Raw genomic sequence first — 17,636 nt, 5'->3', positions numbered from 1 at the left:
GACACCATCAGCGGGCTTGAATTTGCCGCGTGGCGTGTCATGTGTCGTTTCATGACAGACGCCTCGACACTTTATGACACGGCCGTGATCGGCGGCGGGCCGGCGGGACTTGCCGCGGCGATCGCGCTGGCACAGGCGGGGGCCCGGACCGCATTGGTGGCGCGGCGCGCTCCCTACGCCGACAATCGCACCACCGCATTGCTCGGTGCCTCCGTCGACCTCCTGGAGACGCTCGACGTCTGGTCGCACTGCAGGGACAAGGCGGCCGCGCTCGAGGTCATGCGCCTCGTCGACGATACCGGCCGGCTGTTCCGCGCGCCGGAGGTCCGGTTCTCCTGTCACGAAATCGCGCTGGATGCCTTCGGCTACAACATCGACAACCGCTCGCTGATGCTGGCGCTGGAAGAGCGTGCGGCGGAGCTGCCCAATCTCGTCCGTTTCGACGACGAGGCCGAGAGCATCGTCATCGAGGCCGACGACGTCGCCATCCGGACGGCCTCCGCACAATTTCTCACGGCCCGCCTCGTGGTCGGCGCCGACGGCCGGCATTCGCTGTGCCGGGAGGCTGCCCGCATCGAGGTGACGCGGCGCGAGCTCAACCAGACCGCGCTGACCTTCAACGTCGGCCACACCAGGCCGCATCGCAACATCTCGACCGAGTTCCACACGCCGCACGGTCCGTGCGTGTTCGTCCCCCTGCCCGGCGACCGCTCCAGCGTCGTCTGGGTGTCGGCTCCGGCCGAGGCCGAGCGGCTGCGGAGCTTCGATGACGCCGAGTTGTCCGCGGCGGTCGAGAGACAGTCACATTCGATCCTGGGACGGATGAGCGTGGAGCCCGGACGCAACCTGTTCCCGCTGGCGATCGAACGTCCAAAATCGTTCGGCCGCGACCGGATCGCGCTGGTCGGCGAAGCCGCCCATGTGGTTCCCCCGATCGGCGCCCAGGGCCTCAATCTCGGCCTGCGCGATGCCGCCGACATCGCGCGGCTTGCCGGGGAAGCGGTCACTGCGGGCCAGGATCCCGGCGCGGATGAGGTGCTCACACGCTACGACCGGGCGCGGCGTCCGGACATCCTGAGCCGCACCTTTGCGATCGACATCGCCAACCGCTCCCTGCTGAACGATTTCCTGCCGCTGCAGCCGGTCCGCGCCGTCGGCATGCACCTGCTCGGCGCCATCGGCCCGCTGCGGCGCTTTGCGATGCGCGAGGGCCTGACGCCGACCTGGCGACGGTAGTATTGGCGAGGGTAAGGCCCTTTACGGAAACGCCAGCCGTCCCGTCTGGATCGCCCACATCACGCTGGTCAGCGTGACCACGGACGCGAAGGTCCCGAGCAGCACGGCGACTGAGGCGGATTCGATCCAGGCATCGTTCTGCCGGGCGATCACGAACACGTTCAGCGCCGGCGGCAGCGAGGCCATCAGCACGGCGGTGGCGGCCCAGGGTTGCGCGAACGGCCCGAACGCCAGCATCAGGCCGAACGCCGCGAGCGGATGGAACAGCAGCTTCACCGCGATCACGCCCGGCACCTCCCATGGCACGCGGTCGAACGGACGCAGCGCCACGGTCACGCCGAGCACGAACAGCGCGGTCGGGGCCGCCGCGTTCTGCAGGAAGGTGATGGTGCGATCGAGCGCGACGGGCATCTCGATATGCAGCGATGCGAAGGCCGCGCCGAAGCAGGCCGACATGATCAGCGGGTTAAGCACGATCTGCTTCAGCACCACGCCGAAGGCGTGCACGATCGAGGGATGGTCGCGGTCGGACAGCTCGATCAGGAGCGGCACGATGGTGAACAGGAAGATGCTGTCGCAGCAGAAGATCAGTGCCGTCGGCGCCGCAGCCTTGCTGCCGAGCACGGCGAGCGCCAGGCCCGGCCCCATATAGCCGATATTGCCGTAGCCGCCGGACAGACCGGCGAGCGTCGCCTCGCGCAGCGTCAGCCGGCCGAAAACCTTGCCTACGACCAGCGCCAGGGTGAACGCGGCGACGGTGGACAGCGTGGTCGCGATCAGGAACGGTGGATTGTTCAATTCCGAGAACGGCGTCTTGGACATGATCGCGAAGAGCAGCGCCGGCAGCGACACGTAGAGCAGGAAGAAGTTCATCCAGGCGAGACCTGATTCCGGCAGGGATTTGAGCTTGCCGCATGCGAAGCCGACGAAGATCAGCCCGAAATAAGGTAGCGCCAGATTGAGGATATCGACCATTGATGAAGTGTTTTCTGAAGATTTGGGGGCTATCTCCCCCTCAAGTGAACGCCAATTCCAGATCAGGCCACTAGCATCGGCCACAATCCTGGTCTATCGACGGGGAATGATTAAAGCGCGGACCGCCAAATTCCAGATCGGACAGGTCGTGCGCCACCGGATCTTCTCGTTCCGGGGCGTCATCTTCGACATCGATCCGGAATTCAACAACACCGAGGAGTGGTGGCTGTCGATCCCGGAGGAGGTGCGGCCCCACAAGGACCAGCCGTTCTATCACCTGCTCGCGGAGAACGCTGAGTCGGAATACGTCGCCTATGTCTCCGAGCAGAACCTGCTGCCGGACGAGTCCGGCGAGCCGGTCCGGCATTCCCAGGTCGCCGAGATCTTCATCAAGAACAAGGATGGCGGCTACCGCCCGCGCAATCCGTCCCTGAATTGAGTCGCTCCGACCGGCGACCGACAAAAAAGGCGCTCGAGACGAGCGCCTTTTTCATGTCTTCATGTCCGGGATTGATCCCGACTACTTTTGACCAGCCGGCGGCGTACCCTGCTGCTCGAGCTTCTTCCGCTGCTCTTCGGCCTTCTTCTGAAGCTCTTCCTGAAGCTTCTTCTGGGTTTCCTCGAACACCTTCGGATCGGTCGGCGGACCGTCATAGGCCTTCTGGAATTCGCCGGCGAGCGGCAGCGGCAGGGTCAGCGGCGCGCCATTGGCGTTGATCGCCTGCACGACGAGATTCTGGCCCTTCTTCATGTTGTTGATGAGCTCGGGCGTGGCCTCATAGTCGGACATGCAGCCGTTCTGGAAGCAGATCACATAGGGCTGCTGCAGCGGCGCGTTGTTGTCCACGATGATCCGGGTGCCGTGGACGAGCTGCATGCCGAGCGGCAGCGTCACGCGCAGGATCTTCTTGGGCTCGCCTTCCGGCTCGATGATCACGGCGGCGATGACCGGCTGGCCCGATTCGATGCGGCCGTCCTTGCCGGTGAAGCAGACCTGCTTGGCGTTGGCGTCCTGGCCCTTGAGGCAGAACTTGGTCCAGGGGGCATAGATCAGCTGGATCTGCTGATCGGCCGGCTGCGCCGCACCCTGCTGGCCGCCTTGGGCCGGCGGCTGCTGAGCCTGCGGGGATGCCGGGGCCGGAGCCTTCGGGGCGGCCTTCGGAGGGGCAGCTTTCGGGGCCGGAGTCGCCTTGGGCGCGGGCGCGCCGGGAGCCGGAGCGGGAGTTTGGGCCTCAGCGGTAAACGGGACGACCAACGCCGTCGCCGTCAACAAGGCGAGAATTCGCCCGCGCGGCCGGACGGACGCGGCCAAGTAACGGAAATTCATTGCGGAAAACCCTTTCTGAACGGGAAGTGCCCGAACCGCTCCGAAGCGCCGAACCTGGCCGCCTTGGGCGCGGCTCTCTCCCCGTCAATTGAGGCGGATAAGTGACGGGCCCGACGCTCTTGCGCGATCGGGTGCCTTCTTAACGTGGCCGACGAAAAGATCAATGCCGACAAGCGCCTTTGGCCACATCCGCGGCTGCGTCCGGGGAAACTCCCTGTGATAGGATTTTGGCTACGCCGTCCTCGAATCAACCTGTGCCGATGTTCATGTTCCAACGCCTTTTCGAGGGCCCCGGTGTCCGCCTTGGCGTCCTGATGCTGGCCGCTGCCCTTGGCCTGGGCTTGGATGACGCAGCGTCGATGGGCGCGGCACGGGCCGAGGACGCCCATGCCATCGCCATGCACGGCAAGCCGGCAATGCCGTCCGATTTCACCCATATGCCCTACGTCAACCCGGATGCGCCCAAGGGCGGGCGCTTGACCTGGGGCATGCTCGGGACCTTCGACAGCCTCAATCCCTTCATCGTCAAGGGGCTGGCCGTGCAGCAGATGCGCAGCTACGTGGTCGAGAGCCTGCTGGCGCGCGGCCATGACGAGCCGTTCACGCTCTATGGCCTGCTCGCCAGGAGCGTCGAAACCAATGACGAGCGGAGCTTCGTCACGTTCCGTCTCGATCCGCGCGCTCGTTTCTCCGACGGCAAGCCGGTCGCGGCCGAGGACGTGCTGTTCTCCTGGCAGCTGCTGCGCGACCACGGCCGGCCGAACCACCGGCAATATTACATCAAGGTGGTCAAGGCCGAGGCGCTCGATCCCATCACCGTCCGCTTCGACCTCGCGGGCGCCAATGATCGCGAGCTGCCGCTGATCCTCGGCCTGATGCCGATCCTGCCAAAGCATGCGGTCGACGTCGCAAGCTTCGAGGAGACGACGCTGGCGAGCCCGATCGGCTCCGGCCCCTACCGCGTCACGGCGGTGAAGGCAGGCGCCAGCGTGACGCTGACCCGCAATCCCGAATATTGGGGCCGCGATCTGCCCATCAACCGCGGGCTCTACAATTTCGACGAGATCCGGCTCGACTATTTTCGCGAGGCCAACGGCCAGTTCGAAGCTTTCAAGCGCGGCCTCTACGATTTCCGCGTCGAACACGAACCGCTGCGCTGGCACGACGGCTACGACTTTCCGGCCGTCAGAAGCGGCGAGGTGGTCCGTGACACCGTGAAGCCGGGCTTGCCGCAGCCATCCGAATTCCTGGTGTTCAACACCCGCCGCCCGATCTTCGCCGACATCCGCGTGCGCCAGGCGCTGACGCTGCTGTTCGATTTCGAGCTGGTCAACCGCAACTACTTTTTCGGGCTCTATTCGCGCGTCGCCGGCTATTTCGCTGGCTCCGAGCTCTCGGCCTATGGCCGGCCGGCGGACGGGCGCGAACGTGAGCTGCTCAAGCCGTTCGCCGCTCAGATTCCGCCCGACATCATGGACGGCAGCTACCGCCTCCCCGTGACCGACGGATCGGGACGCGACCGCACCACGCTGCGCGCGGCGCTGAAACTGTTGTCCGAGGCCGGCTACGATCTCGACGGCACGGTGCTGCGCAACCGCGCGACGCGAGCGCCCTTCAGCTTCGAGATCCTGGTCACGACCCGCGACCAGGAGCGTATCGCACTCGCGTTCCAGCGCGACCTCAAGCGCGCCGGCATCGAGCCGAGCGTGCGCTCGGTCGATCCCGTGCAGTTCGATCAGCGCCGTCTGGCCTACGAATTCGACATGATCCAGAACCGCTGGGACCAGTCGCTCTCTCCCGGCAACGAGCAATATTTCTACTGGGGCAGCGCGGCCACCGACAATCCCGGGACCCGCAATTACATGGGCGCCAGGGATCCCGCCGTCGATGCCATGATCGCCGCCCTGCTCGAGGCCCGTGAACATACGGATTTCGTCTCCTCGGTGCGGGCGCTCGACCGCGCTCTGATCTCGGGCTTCTACACAATCCCCCTGTTTAACGTATCCGAGCAATGGATCGCGCGCTGGAATCGGATAGAACGGCCCAAGGCCACCTCGCTCTCGGGCTATTTGCCGGAGACCTGGTGGGCGAAGGGGCAGAAGCAAGCCACTGAAGCAAAGTGACGCCGTGAACCAGCCAGCCGTATCGCCGACGCTCGACACGCTGTTTCAGCGCACGCTGATCCGGCAGCCGCATGCGACCGCATTGCTCGATCCCCTCAACAAGGCGCGCATCACCGGGCACCAGCCGCGGCGGATGACCTATGCCGAGGCCGACACCGCCATCGAGGCGCTGTCGGCGCATTTCGTCGAATCCGGCCTGCCGGCCAATTCCGTCATCGCGATCCAGCTGCCCAACACGGTCGAGTTCGTGCTGACGGTGCTCGCCGCCCATCGCGCCGGTCTCGTCGTCGCCGTGCTGCCGCTGCTCTGGCGCCATGCCGAACTGACCGCCGCCCTCAATCGCACCGCGGCCCGTGCCATCGTCACCATGAGCAAGGTCGACGGCACCAGCTATGCCGACCTCGCGATGCATGCGGCCGCCGAAGCCTTCTCGATCCGCCACGTCTGCGGCTTCGGAGGCGACCTGCCCGAAGGCATGGCCTCGCTCGACGAGGTGCTCGCCCGCCCGCCCGGCACCACGCGCGCCGTGATTCAGGACGGCCGCAAGGCGGCGATGATCTCCTTCGACGTCACCGCGGAAGGCTTTCGTCCAGTGCCGCGGCCGCATTTCAGCCTGATCGCCGGCGGGCTCGCGATGTCGCTGGAAGCCGACATCCGGCAAGGCGCGACATTGATGGCGGCGTTCGCGCCGATGTCGTTCGCCGGCCTCGCCTCCTCGCTCGCGGCTTGGCTGCTCTCCGGTGGCGCCCTGGCGCTGCATCATCCCTTCGAAGTCGAGGTGCTGGAGCAGCAGATCAACGAGCATGATTGCGAGGTGTTGATCGCGCCGGCGCAGCTGGCCTTGCGGCTCGGTGATTCCGACCTGGCGGCGCGGATGCCGTCCTTGCGCAACGTCATCGGCCTGTGGCGCGCGCCCGAGCAGGTGGCCGCGAGCGATGCCTGGATCGCCCCGCATGCGCCGCTGACCGACGTCTATCTGTTCGGCGAGGCCGGCCTGTTCGGCGCCCGCCGCGGCGAGGATGGCATGCCGGTCGCGGTGATGCCCGGGCCGCACGGCGCCCCGCGCGAGCAATCCGGCTCCTCCATCGCCGGTGAAATCCTGCTGACGCCGAAGGGCACGCTCGGCCTGCGCGGCGCCATGGTGCCGATCGCAGCCTACGCCCCGCCGCAGCCGGTCGGGGAGACCCTGACGGCGCAGCCGCCGCGCGACTATGTCGACACCGGCTATGCCGCGCGGATCGACCGCCCGAGCGGTGCAATCTGCATCACCGCGCCGCCCTCCGGCATCATGGCCGTCGGCGGCTACCGCTTCCTCTCCAACGATTTGCAGGAATGGGCGCGCCGGCTCGGCCAGGGCGCCCTCCTCACCGCGCTGCCCGACCGCCTCTCCGGTCACAGGCTCGCCGGACGCGCCCAGGACAATGCCCGCGCCCGCGAGGCGCTCAGCGAGCTCGGGCTTAACCCTCTGATGGTCGAAGCTTTTCGCGATCGCTCCGGGCCGGTCTAGACGCAGTTTCGCCGGATACGTTGACGCCGCATTAAGGCGGCCGCACTAGATTGCGCGGCATCTGTTGCGTCATCAGAGTTTGTCGAATGTCCCAGGCGGGCCCGATCCTCTTTGTGTCCAATGCCGATCGGCCGCCCTTCGTTGGGGCGCTGGACGAGGCCCGGCTGTTTCCCGTGGTCGATACCGACTGGGCCGGCGCGGCACGCGCGGTCGAAGAGGTGCAGCCAGCGGCCATTCTCGCTGCGATGCATGGCGGACATGAGCCGCATATGGCCGCGCTCGCAAGGAAGATCGCCGACCAATCGCCTTACCTTCCGTTCGTCGTCGTGGATGCGGCGGGCTCGCTGCCTCACAACGCCCTGCCCTTCTCCTCGCGCGGCGGCAGCCCCGACCGCCTGATCGCACGGCTTCGGGCCGCGCTGCGCGTGCGCACGCTCCACGCCACCGTGCTGCGGCGGCTGCCCGAAGTGAAAGTCGCACTGCCGCAAGGTGACCCCGCCCGCGATGCCACCGTGCTCCTGATCGGCCGCGGCGCGGCCTACCCCGCGTTGTCCGTCGCGCTCGGCGAACGTGTCGGAGTCGTCGGCGCGCTCTCGATCGAGGCCGCCGCGAAGCACCTCAACACCCGCGACCTCGACGGCGTGGTCCTTGCCGAGGGTTTTACCGCGCGCGTCACCGACGCCTTTCTCACGGTGCTCGCCGAGGACACCCGCTTCCGCAGCCTGCCGGTCGTCGTCACCGCGCACCAGCTGACGCAGAGCTACGATCTGCCCAATCTGGAGCTGATCCCGGGCGAGCCGGCCAAGGTCGCGGCCAACGCCTTGCCCCTGATCCGCCAGCACGCCATGGAAGCCCAATTGAGCCGCACGCTGCGCTCGATCGATGCCGGCGGCTGGCTCGATCCGCGCAGCGGCCTGCTCACGGCGGAAGCCTTCGCCCGTGATTTTGCCAAGGCGGTCGAGCAGGCGCTGGCCCGCGGCGGCGGTCTGTCCGTCGCGCGTTTCGCCTTCGACCCCGGCAATTCCCGCGCCCAGCTCGACGCCGCGCGCATCCTCAGCCGCCTGATGCGGCAGATGGATTTCGGCGTGGCGCAGAGGGACGGCTCGGTCATCGTCGTGTTCGCGGAGACCGACTTCCGCACGGCCCATATGATCGCGCGGCGTCTGTCGGCGGTGATGCGGCATACCTCGAACGGCAAGCACGAGATGCGCAGCGATCCCGTCGTCAGCGTGGACTCGCTGTCGCCCTCGGATACGGCAAGGTCGCTGCTGGCGCGGCTGTCGGCGGATGCGTCACGGGCGGCGTCGTAAGTCGTCGCCTTGTAGGGTGGGTTAGCCTTGCGGCTGCGCGAAGCGCAGGCGCTGGACGTAACCCACCACTTTTCTCCCCCGTGGCGACAAAGATGGTGGATTACGCCTTCGGCTAATCCACCCTACGGCACCCCGCCTCACGCCGCCTTCTTGCTCTCGGCGAGCTGCGCCAGCTGCCGCATGATCTCGGTGGTGCCGGCGAGGCGCTCCTCCGGGGTCTCCCAATCCTGCAAGAACACCACCTTCATGTCGGGGCGCACCTTGGCGGCCTGGCCGTAGCTGCGGATGAAGCTGACGAGGCGATCGGGATGGGCGAAGGAATTGTCGCGGAAGACGATGACGGCGCCCTTCGGGCCGGCGTCGATCTTCTCGACATTGGCCCTGCGGCAGAACGCCTTGATCGCGGCGACCTTGAACAGGTAGCGCACCTCGTCGGGCAGCACGCCGAAGCGGTCGCGCATCTCCGCGCCGAAATTCTCGATCTCCTCCTCGGTGTCGAGATCGGCGAGGCGCCGGTACAGCGACAGCCGCACCGAGAGATCGCCGACATAGTCCTCCGGAATCAGCACGGGCATGCCAATGGTGATCTGCGGCGACCAGCGATCGGCGGCGGGCTCGGAGACGCCGGCCTTGAGGTTGACGATCGCCTCCTCCAGCATCGACTGATAGAGCTCGAAGCCGACCTCCTTGATGTGGCCGGACTGCTCCTCGCCGAGCAGGTTGCCGGCGCCGCGGATGTCGAGATCGTGGGAAGCGAGCTGGAAGCCGGCGCCGAGCGTCTCCAGCGATTGCAGCACGGTGAGCCGGCGCTCGGCCTGCGCCGTGATCTTCTGCTGCGCCGGCAGCGTGAACAGCGCATAGGCCCGCAGCTTGGAGCGGCCGACGCGGCCGCGCAGCTGATAGAGCTGCGCCAGGCCGAACATGTCGGCGCGGTGCACGATCAGCGTGTTGGCGTTGGGAATGTCGAGGCCGGACTCGACGATCGTGGTCGACAAGAGGATGTCGAACTTGCCGTCGTAGAACGCGGTCATGATGTCCTCGATCACCGCGGGCGGCATCTGGCCGTGCGCGACCGCGACCTTCATCTCCGGCACGTTCTTGTCGAGGAAGTCCTTGACCTCGGCGAGGTCGTCGATGCGCGGCACCACGTAGAACGCCTGCCCGCCGCGATAGCGTTCGCGCAGCAAGGCCTCGCGGATCATCAGCGGATCGTGCGGAGCGACGAAGGTGCGCACCGCGAGCCGGTCCACCGGGGGCGAGGCGATGATCGAGAGCTCGCGCACGCCGGTGAGCGCGAGTTGCAGCGTGCGCGGGATCGGCGTCGCCGACAGCGTCAGCACGTGCACCTCGGAGCGTAGTGCCTTGAGCCGCTCCTTGTGGGTGACGCCAAAATGCTGCTCCTCGTCGACGATCACGAGGCCGAGGTCGCGGAACTTGATCGCCTTGCCGAGCAGCGCGTGGGTGCCGACGACGATATCGACCGAGCCGTCGGCGATGCCCTTCTTGACCTGGGTCAGCTCCTTGGTCGGGATCAGGCGCGAAGCCTGCGCCACGTTGACCGGGAAGCCCTTGAAGCGCTCAGTGAAGGTCTTGGCGTGCTGGCGCGCCAGCAGCGTGGTCGGCACCACGACCGCGACCTGCTTGCCCTCGAGCGCGACGGCAAACGCCGCGCGCAAGGCCACCTCGGTCTTGCCGAAGCCGACGTCGCCGCAGATCAGCCGGTCCATCGGGCGGCCGAGCTCGAGGTCCTTCAGCGTGGCTTCGATGGCTCCGAGCTGGTCCTCGGTCTCGTCATAGGGGAAGCGTGCGCAGAACTCGTCGTAGAGGCCGGGCTGCACCGGGAGCTTGGGCGCCTCGTGCAGATGGCGCGCGGCCGCGATCTTGATCAATTCGCCGGCGATCTCGCGGATGCGGTTCTTGAGCTTGGCCTTGCGGGTCTGCCAGCCGCCGCCGCCCAGCCGGTCCAGCTCGACACTGGTCTGGTCGGAGCCGTAGCGCGACAGCAGCTCGATGTTCTCGACCGGCAGGAACAGCTTCGTCTCGGCGGCATAGTGCAGCTCGAGGCAGTCGTGAGGCGCACCGGCGACATCGAGCGTCTGCAGGCCGATGAAGCGGCCGATGCCGTGGTCGACATGAACGACGATGTCGCCGGCGGCCAGGCTCGTCACTTCCGAGATGAAATTGTCGAGCTTGCGGCTCGCCTTGCGCGGCCGCACCAGGCGGTCGCCCAGGATGTCCTGCTCGCTGATGACAGCGATCTCGTCGGTCTCGAAACCGCTCTCCAGGCCGAGCACCGCGAGCATGGTCTCGTTGCGCGGGGTCGCCTGCACGGTCCGCCAGGAATTGACGCTGGTGGTATGGGCCAGCTTGTGGTCGCGCAGCATCGAGGTCATGCGGTCGCGCGAGCCTTCGCTCCACAGCGCGATCACCACCTTCTTGCGCTGGGCCTGCAGCGCCATGACGTGACCGACCACGGATTCGAACACGTTGACCTTGGCATCGTTGCGCTCCGGCGCGAAGTCGCGGCCCTTGCGCGCACCGGCGTCGACGACACCGGTCCCGTCAGCCGGAACCGAGAACTGCGTCAACCGCACCAGCGGCATCTCGCTCTCGCGCTTGGTCCATTCCTCGCCGGTGAGATAAAGCCGGTCCGGCGGTAGCGGCTTGTAGATCGCGCCGCCTGCGGGATGCTCCATCGCATCGCGCCGGGCCTCGTAATAGTCCTGGATCTGCTTGAAGCGCTCGCGGACGGCATCCTCGGCCTGCGGCTCGATCGCGATCGGCGCGCCTTGCAGATAGTCGAACAGCGTGTCCATGCGGTCCTGGAACAGCGGCAGCCAGTGCTCCATGCCCGGATGGCGGCGGCCCTCGCTGACCGCCTCATACAGCGCATCGTCGCGCTCGGGCGCGCCGAACTCGGCAACGTAGCCCATGCGGAAGCGGCGGATGGTGTCGGTGACCAGCTGGAATTCCGAGACCGGCACGAGGTCGAGCGAGCGCATATCGAGCAGCGTGCGCTGGGTCTCGGCGTCGAAGGAGCGGATCGATTCCAGGCTGTCGCCAAAGAAATCGAAGCGGACGGGCTGCTCGAGGCCGGCCGGAAACAGATCGAGGATGCCGCCGCGCACGGCATATTCGCCGGGCTCGCGCACGGTCGAGGAGCGGTTGTAGCCATTGTGCTCGAGCCAGGCGACGATGGTGTCCATTGGCACGACATTGCCGGGGGCCACCGACAGCGCCTGCGCCGCGACCAGCTCGCGCGCGGGCACGCGCTGCACGGCGGCGTTCACCGTGGTCAGCACGATCAGCGGCTTGTCGCTCCCGGTGAGCGAGGCAAGCCGGGCCAATGTCGTCAGGCGTTGCGCCAGAATGCCGCCATGCGGCGAGACGCGGTCATAGGGCTGGCAGTCCCAGGCCGGGAAGGTCAGAACAGGCAGATCGGGCGCGAAGAACTGCAGCGCGCGTTCGAGCTGCTGCATGCGCGGACCGTCGCGGCAGACCACGGCAAGGCTGACGGCCGGCTTCTTCGGCCGCGCCGCGATGGCGCGGGCCAGATCGGAGACGACGAGGCCTTCGGCGCCTTCCGCGACGTTGGCAAGCGTCAGCGCCCGGCCGGGCGCAAGCAGCTCGGCCGGCGATTTCATCCCCTGCTTCATGCGTCGCGTTCCGGGATCGGGAAGGCCTTGATGCGGGCGAACAGCGCGCCGGTGACATCAGCCGGCAGCATCTTGTCGCCGCTGATGGCGGCATAGAGATCAGGATCGTTGACATCGAGCAGCGTCTCGAGCTGTGTCAGCTCGTCCTCCGACAGATTGCCGATCTCGGCATCGGCGAAGCGGCCGAGGATCAGGTCCATCTCGCGCGTGCCGCGGTGCCAGCATCGGAACAAAAGCCGCTTGCGGCGATCGTCCAGCCCGCTGCTCGATCGTGTCGTTCCCGTCATGTCTTAAATCCAGTCAAACGCAGAAAGCCCGGACGTGCCGGGCCGGGGTGATATAGCCATTCGGGGTGGCCGTGTCAGCCCTCGATTTGGCATGGCCCCGCAGCCGGCACGGGGTACGAAAAAAGACGTGGATGCCCGGCACAAAGCCGGGCATCACGGGCCGAAACGATCCTAGATTCACCTCATGCGCCCCAGTCTGCTCAATCCCCTGTTTGCTGCCGTGACCAGCCTGCCCGGCGTCGGTCCGAAGCAGGACAAGCTGCTGCAATACCTGCTCGGCCGCAGCGAGACGCCGCGGCTGGTCGATCTGCTGCTACACTTGCCGAGCCAGGTGATCGACCGCCGGGCGCGGCCAAAGATCCGCGACGCGGTGCAGGGAACCATGGTGACGCTGGAGGTCGTTGTCGACCGTCACCGCCCGCCTCCGCCGCGCAATTCACGCGCGCCGTATCTGGTCTATGCCAGCGACGACACCGGCGACGTCGTGCTGACCTTCTTCCGCGCCAAGCCGGGCTATGTCGAAAAGCTGCTGCCGGTCGGCGAGAAGCGCTACGTCTCCGGCACGCTGCAGATGTACGACGGCATCCCGCAAATCGTGCATCCCGACCGCGTGCTGGACGAGGAGGCGATCTCGAAACTCTCCGGGATAGACCCGGTCTATCCGCTCACCGAAGGCCTCGCACTCGGCTCGCTCCGCCGCGCGATCGCGCAGGCGCTGCAAAAGCTGCCGGCGCTGCCGGAATGGATCAGCCCGGAGGTGCTGCGGCGCTGCAACTTCCCGCCGATCACCGAAGCGCTCAATCGCGTGCACCAGCCGGTCGAGCTGACGGACATCCTGCCCGACCAACCGTTCTGGTCGCGCCTCGCCTTTGACGAGCTGCTGGCCGGCCAGCTCGCGCTCGCCCTGATCCGCGCGCAATTGCGTCGCCCCGCCGGCGTGCGCAATGCCGGCGACGGGCATCTGCGCAACAAGATCATCGACGCCCTTCCCTACGCGCTCACACCCTCGCAACGCAGCGCCGCGGCGGCCATCGCCGAGGACCTGACACAGCCGGTGCGCATGCTGCGCCTGCTCCAGGGCGACGTCGGCTCGGGCAAAACAGTCGTGGCGCTGCTCGCGGCCGCCGCGGTCGCGGAGGTCGGCAAGCAGGCCGCGCTGATGGCGCCGACCGAAATCCTGGCGCGCCAGCACGTCAAGACCATCGCCCCGCTCGCCGAGCGTGCCGGCATGCGCGTTGCGATCCTCACCGGCCGCGAGAAAGGCAAGGAGCGGCGCGAGATCGTCATGCAGCTCGCCGCAGGCGAGATCGACCTGCTGGTCGGCACCCATGCGCTGATCCAGGACGATGTGACCTTCCACGACCTCGCGCTTGCCATCGTCGACGAGCAGCACCGCTTCGGCGTGCGCGAGCGCCTCGCGCTCACCTCCAAGGGGGAAGCCGTCGACGTGCTGGTGCTCAGCGCCACGCCGATACCGCGCACGCTGGTGCTGACCTATTTCGGCGACATGGACATCTCCGAGCTGCGCGAGAAGCCCGCCGGCCGGCAGCCGATCGACACCCGCGCCGTCGCCATGAGCCGGCTCGGCGAGGTCATGGACGGCGTCGGCCGGGCCTTGCAGGCGGGAAAACTGGTCTACTGGATCTGTCCGCTGGTGGAGGAGTCCGAGGCCGAGGGCACCGAACACCTCACCAACGCGACCAAGCGTTTCGAGAGCCTGCAAAAGCGTTTCGGCGATCGCGTCGGGCTCGTTCACGGCCAGATGAAGGGCACGGAAAAAGACCGCGTGATGGGCCAGTTCGCCGCCCACGAGATCGGGCTCCTGGTCGCGACCACCGTGGTCGAAGTCGGCGTCGACGTGCCCGCCGCCACCATCATGGTGATCGAGAACGCCGAACGCTTTGGCCTTGCCCAGTTGCACCAGCTGCGCGGCCGCATCGGGCGCGGCTCGGAGGCCTCGACCTGCATCCTGCTCTATTCTGAGCCGCTCGGCGAGATGTCGAAGGCGCGGCTGAAAGTGATCCGCGAGACCACTGACGGTTTCCGCATCGCCGAGGAAGATCTGAAGCTGCGCGGCGAAGGCGACGTCCTGGGTGTGCGCCAGAGCGGCCTGCCCGGCTACCGCATCGCGCGTCCGGAGGTGCACGGGCAGCTGATCTCCCAAGCGAGAGACGAGGCGCTGCGCATCCTGAAGGACGATCCCAAGCTCAAGGGCGAACGCGGCGAGGCGCTGCGGTGCCTGCTGTATCTGTACGAGCGGGACGAGGCGATCCCGCTGATCGGGGCGGGCTAGCTCGCGGCCCGTCGTCGCCCAACTTCGTAGGCCGCAACATGCGCGCGGGCGAGATCCAGTAGCGGCGTCTCGATGCCCAGGGTCCGGGCTCGGTTCGCCATGTCGCCGAGGATGTGCTCGCACTCGGTCATCGAGCCGCGTTCGATATCGCGCAGCATCGAAGCCTTCAGCGGCGAGTCGAGGGTCGTGAACAGCTTGCGATCGAACTCGATGAACGGCGCACGCGGCTCATATCCCGATGCCGTCGCAACGGCGCAGCATTCGGCGAACAGGCGGAAAATGGACTGCTCGCCGTTGGGCACAGCCAGGATGTCGCCGATGCTTGCGCGCATCAGGCAGGTGATCCCCGCGATCGTCGAGAGCTGAACGAATTTCTCCCACATGTCCTGCGTGATCGCCTCGCTGGCGCGCACGTCGATGCCGGGAACATCGAACAATGTCTCCAGCGCGAGCGCGCGTTCACTCAGGGCGCCCTCGATCTCGCCGAAGACGATGGTCTGGTTGGCCATGAAGTGGACGACCCGGCCCTCCGCATCCAGCCCGGCACTGACATTGGCGAGACCGCCGAGGACGCGAGCGGCGCCGAACCTTGCGACGAGAGCGTCGAGATGTTTCAATCCGTTCAGGATCGGCAGGATCATCGTGTCAGCACCGACGGCGGGCGCAAACTGGCTCATCGCGTCATCGAGCGAGTAGGCCTTGACGCCGACGAGCACGACGTCGAATGCTTCCTCGAGATCATTCGCCAGGATGATCTTCGGCTGCACAGTGAAATCGCCGTGCGGGCTCATGACTTTTAGTCCGTCCCGGCGCAATTGCTCCGCGCGCGTCCCGCGCACCAGGAAGGTCACGTCGCGGCCCGCTCGAACCAGGCAAGCTCCATAATAGCCGCCGAGCGCGCCAGCGCCGATCACCAGCACTCTCATTCGAACTCCCGTCTCAGAACAACCGCAAACATAGTAGCAGATGGGCTCCGCAGCGTCTCCTCCCCGTCATTGCGAGCCAGCGAAGCAATCCAGAATCTTTCCGCGGAGGGACTCTGGATTGCTTCGCGGAGCCTGTCATCGGGCCGCGCTTCGCGCGGACCCGTTGGCTCGCAATGACGTGTGGATAGAGACCCGCACACCGCAACCGCAAACCTTGCAGGAGCGAACGTGGGCACGTCAGGTCTGCTTCCGCGCGGTGGCCGCGGCAAACGCCTTCATCAGCTCCGCATCCACCGCTTCGCCCTTCGCATCATCCGCCAGATGCTCGAACCAGCGCGCGAAGCCCTCGTAGATCTGGCTGGCCGGATGATCGGGGCCGAGGAAACCGGAGATCTCCCGCATTTCCGCGACCCAGCGATAGGCTTTCGGAATCATGTCCGGCAGCGCGACTTCCAGCCGCGCCAGGATCGCGGGCTGGCTCAGTGCCAGTTCGTCGCGTAGCGCATCGGCGGCGCCAGCCTTGGTTGCCGCGATCACCATGGCCGAGCCGATGCCGGCGAGGCCCTTGACGATGCCGGCATAGGACATTTTCAGCGCCGAGGCGGCGCCGACCGGGCCCTCCACGATGCGCACGTCGAGCCCGAACTCCTTCAGCACCGCGACATCCCCGGCGTGCTCGCCGGACACGTAGAACGCAGGACTTTTGCCGCCCGGCTGCGGCGGAAAGCCGATGATGCCGGCATCGACGAACGGCGCCTGCGCCGAGCCGATGATCTGTTCGATCCCACGCACGGTGTCGACATTGACGGCGTTGCAATCCACAACGATCGGCTTGTGCTCGCGCCTGACGATCAGCGCCGCCAGCCGCTCAGCCAGCGCGACGGCTTCGCCCGGCGGCACGATCGAAAGAATGATGTCGGCGGCAGCGATCGCATCGTCATCGGCACCGATCATGCCGGCGTCTGCTGCGCGTGTGCGCGTCGCCTCGCTCCGCCCGGTCAGGGACGTCAACACGCGCGCGCCATGCTCGCTAAGACGGCGGGCGACGGCGCTGCCCATGGCGCCGGGCGCGAGGATCGCAATGGTCTTGGACATCATGCAACTCCGCATCGAACGCCGAGCGAGGACGCTCGGCTCGACGGGAGACTAGCAGAGGATGCCAATGCGCGCGTGACCGACGCCATCCCGCAGCGGAATGGCTCTACTCCACCTTCGCAGGCTCGGGCTGGATCGCCGACGCATTGGCGATGCGCGCGGCATGCGCCATGCCCGCAAGTGCCGCCGCCTTCTTGGAATCGGGGGCCGAGCCGGGTTGCACCACGCCGGCCGACATGATCAGCGTCGCGGCATCCTCGGCCGTGAGGTCGACCTCGATGATCTTGCTCTTCGGAACATAGAAGAAGAAGCCGGTGGTCGGGTTCGGCGAGCACGGCAGGAACACCGAGACGTGCTCCTCCTGCCCCGGCAGGCTGCGCGCAATGTCCTCGTTCGGCGATTGCGAGATCAGCACGATCGACCACATGCCCGGCGAGGGAAACTCGACCAGGCCGACTTTGCGGAAGCTCGAGCCCTTGCCCGAGAACAGCGTCTCGAACACCTGCTTCAGGCCCCGGTAGATGGCCCGCACGGCCGGAATCCGGCCGAGGAACGTTTCGCCGACATCGACCAGGGTGCGGCCGATCAGATTGGCTGCGAGGAAGCCGACCAGCGTCAGCGTGAAGAATGCGACAACCAGCCCCCAGCCGGGAATGACATAGGGCAGATAGGTTTCCGGCCGATAGGCGAGCGGCACGAACGGCCGCACCACGCCGTCGACCCAGGTGACGAACCACCAGACCAGATACAGCGTGATCGCGATCGGCCCTGTGACCACGAGGCCGGTGAGAAAATAATTGCGGAAGCGGCCCATCAGGCCGGTATGCGGTTCCGGGAGGGGATCAAGAGGCGCAGGCGCGTCGTCGCGGGGGGTCATTCGGGTTCCAGGTCGGTCGCAGCA

General features: G+C 66.8%; 13 protein-coding genes. 6 read left to right on the top strand and 7 right to left on the bottom strand.

What is annotated here, in order from left to right; genetic code table 11:
• The first annotated feature begins 51 nt into the window (after positions 1-51).
• A complete protein-coding gene (locus K410_RS0118985) occupies positions 52-1,236 on the top strand; it encodes a UbiH/UbiF family hydroxylase (protein WP_028136348.1) in 1,185 nt (394 codons plus the stop codon).
• Positions 1,237-1,257: 21 nt separating this feature from the next.
• Here the strand turns inward: K410_RS0118985 and K410_RS0118980 are convergent, their stop codons facing one another.
• Positions 1,258-2,211, bottom strand: a complete 954-nt coding sequence (locus tag K410_RS0118980; protein WP_028136347.1) for an AEC family transporter — start codon at positions 2,209-2,211, stop codon at positions 1,258-1,260.
• A gap of 106 nt (positions 2,212-2,317) precedes the next feature.
• On the opposite strand from K410_RS0118980, the gene hspQ reads away from it, so the two are divergent.
• Positions 2,318-2,650 carry a heat shock protein HspQ gene (gene hspQ / locus K410_RS0118975; protein WP_028136346.1) on the top strand — a complete coding sequence of 111 codons (333 nt, stop codon included), beginning with the start codon at positions 2,318-2,320 and terminating at the stop codon, positions 2,648-2,650.
• Positions 2,651-2,731: 81 nt separating this feature from the next.
• Here hspQ and K410_RS0118970 read toward each other — a convergent pair whose 3' ends face one another.
• Positions 2,732-3,538 (bottom strand): invasion associated locus B family protein, encoded by an 807-nt coding sequence (locus tag K410_RS0118970; protein ID WP_028136345.1) that lies wholly within the window; start codon positions 3,536-3,538, stop codon positions 2,732-2,734.
• Between the two features lie 260 nt (positions 3,539-3,798).
• On the opposite strand from K410_RS0118970, the gene K410_RS0118965 reads away from it, so the two are divergent.
• The 3 genes from K410_RS0118965 (at position 3,799) to K410_RS0118955 (ending at position 8,478) form a co-directional block, all read left to right on the top strand.
• On the top strand, positions 3,799-5,661 hold the full coding sequence (locus K410_RS0118965; protein WP_028136344.1) for an extracellular solute-binding protein: 1,863 nt from the start codon (positions 3,799-3,801) through the stop codon (positions 5,659-5,661).
• A gap of 4 nt (positions 5,662-5,665) precedes the next feature.
• Positions 5,666-7,168, top strand: a complete 1,503-nt coding sequence (locus K410_RS0118960) for a class I adenylate-forming enzyme family protein (protein ID WP_028136343.1) — start codon at positions 5,666-5,668, stop codon at positions 7,166-7,168.
• An 86-nt stretch (positions 7,169-7,254) separates the two neighbouring features.
• Complete coding sequence (locus K410_RS0118955; protein ID WP_028136342.1) at positions 7,255-8,478, top strand: hypothetical protein; 1,224 nt, start codon at positions 7,255-7,257, stop codon at positions 8,476-8,478.
• A 137-nt stretch (positions 8,479-8,615) separates the two neighbouring features.
• On the opposite strand, the gene mfd is transcribed toward K410_RS0118955, so the two are convergent.
• Together mfd and K410_RS0118945 are read right to left on the bottom strand one after the other, a co-directional pair.
• Positions 8,616-12,134 (bottom strand): transcription-repair coupling factor, encoded by a 3,519-nt coding sequence (gene mfd, locus K410_RS0118950; RefSeq protein ID WP_028136341.1) that lies wholly within the window; start codon positions 12,132-12,134, stop codon positions 8,616-8,618.
• Positions 12,131-12,421 (bottom strand): FAD assembly factor SdhE, encoded by a 291-nt coding sequence (locus K410_RS0118945; RefSeq protein WP_028136340.1) that lies wholly within the window; start codon positions 12,419-12,421, stop codon positions 12,131-12,133. The genes mfd and K410_RS0118945 overlap by 4 nt, the downstream gene beginning before the upstream one ends.
• 184 nt (positions 12,422-12,605) lie before the next feature.
• Here K410_RS0118945 and recG point away from each other — a divergent pair, with 184 nt between their 5' ends.
• Positions 12,606-14,714: an ATP-dependent DNA helicase RecG gene (gene recG / locus K410_RS0118940; RefSeq protein WP_028136339.1), complete on the top strand. Its 2,109-nt coding sequence runs from the start codon at positions 12,606-12,608 to the stop codon at positions 14,712-14,714.
• Here the strand turns inward: recG and panE are convergent.
• The 3 genes from panE to K410_RS0118925 all read right to left on the bottom strand — a co-directional run bounded on the left by panE (position 14,711) and on the right by K410_RS0118925 (position 17,612).
• On the bottom strand, positions 14,711-15,640 hold the full coding sequence (panE, locus tag K410_RS0118935) for a 2-dehydropantoate 2-reductase (RefSeq protein ID WP_028136338.1): 930 nt from the start codon (positions 15,638-15,640) through the stop codon (positions 14,711-14,713). The two genes, recG and panE, sit on opposite strands and share 4 nt — an antisense overlap.
• A gap of 237 nt (positions 15,641-15,877) precedes the next feature.
• On the bottom strand, positions 15,878-16,735 hold the full coding sequence (locus tag K410_RS0118930; RefSeq protein WP_028136337.1) for an NAD(P)-dependent oxidoreductase: 858 nt from the start codon (positions 16,733-16,735) through the stop codon (positions 15,878-15,880).
• Positions 16,736-16,841: 106 nt separating this feature from the next.
• A complete protein-coding gene (locus K410_RS0118925; RefSeq protein WP_028136336.1) occupies positions 16,842-17,612 on the bottom strand; it encodes a DUF502 domain-containing protein in 771 nt (256 codons plus the stop codon).
• Between the last annotated feature and the right edge of the window lie 24 nt (positions 17,613-17,636).

Origin of the sequence: Bradyrhizobium sp. 22 (assembly GCF_000482425.1) — a bacterium.
Classification (GTDB): domain Bacteria; phylum Pseudomonadota; class Alphaproteobacteria; order Rhizobiales; family Xanthobacteraceae; genus Bradyrhizobium; species Bradyrhizobium japonicum_B.
The sequence above is the reverse complement of the archived record's forward strand: the minus strand, read 5'-3'. Positions and strand labels throughout refer to the sequence as shown.

Coding starts and splice junctions, on each gene's coding strand:
- K410_RS0118985 (WP_028136348.1), top strand. CDS start 52: ATGACAGACGCCTCGACACTTTATGACACGGCCGTGATCGGCGGCGGG.
- K410_RS0118980 (WP_028136347.1), bottom strand. CDS start 2,211: ATGGTCGATATCCTCAATCTGGCGCTACCTTATTTCGGGCTGATCTTC.
- hspQ (WP_028136346.1), top strand. CDS start 2,318: ATGATTAAAGCGCGGACCGCCAAATTCCAGATCGGACAGGTCGTGCGC.
- K410_RS0118970 (WP_028136345.1), bottom strand. CDS start 3,538: ATGAATTTCCGTTACTTGGCCGCGTCCGTCCGGCCGCGCGGGCGAATT.
- K410_RS0118965 (WP_028136344.1), top strand. CDS start 3,799: ATGTTCATGTTCCAACGCCTTTTCGAGGGCCCCGGTGTCCGCCTTGGC.
- K410_RS0118955 (WP_028136342.1), top strand. CDS start 7,255: ATGTCCCAGGCGGGCCCGATCCTCTTTGTGTCCAATGCCGATCGGCCG.
- mfd (WP_028136341.1), bottom strand. CDS start 12,134: ATGAAGCAGGGGATGAAATCGCCGGCCGAGCTGCTTGCGCCCGGCCGG.
- K410_RS0118945 (WP_028136340.1), bottom strand. CDS start 12,421: ATGACGGGAACGACACGATCGAGCAGCGGGCTGGACGATCGCCGCAAG.
- recG (WP_028136339.1), top strand. CDS start 12,606: ATGCGCCCCAGTCTGCTCAATCCCCTGTTTGCTGCCGTGACCAGCCTG.
- panE (WP_028136338.1), bottom strand. CDS start 15,640: ATGAGAGTGCTGGTGATCGGCGCTGGCGCGCTCGGCGGCTATTATGGA.
- K410_RS0118930 (WP_028136337.1), bottom strand. CDS start 16,735: ATGTCCAAGACCATTGCGATCCTCGCGCCCGGCGCCATGGGCAGCGCC.
- K410_RS0118925 (WP_028136336.1), bottom strand. CDS start 17,612: ATGACCCCCCGCGACGACGCGCCTGCGCCTCTTGATCCCCTCCCGGAA.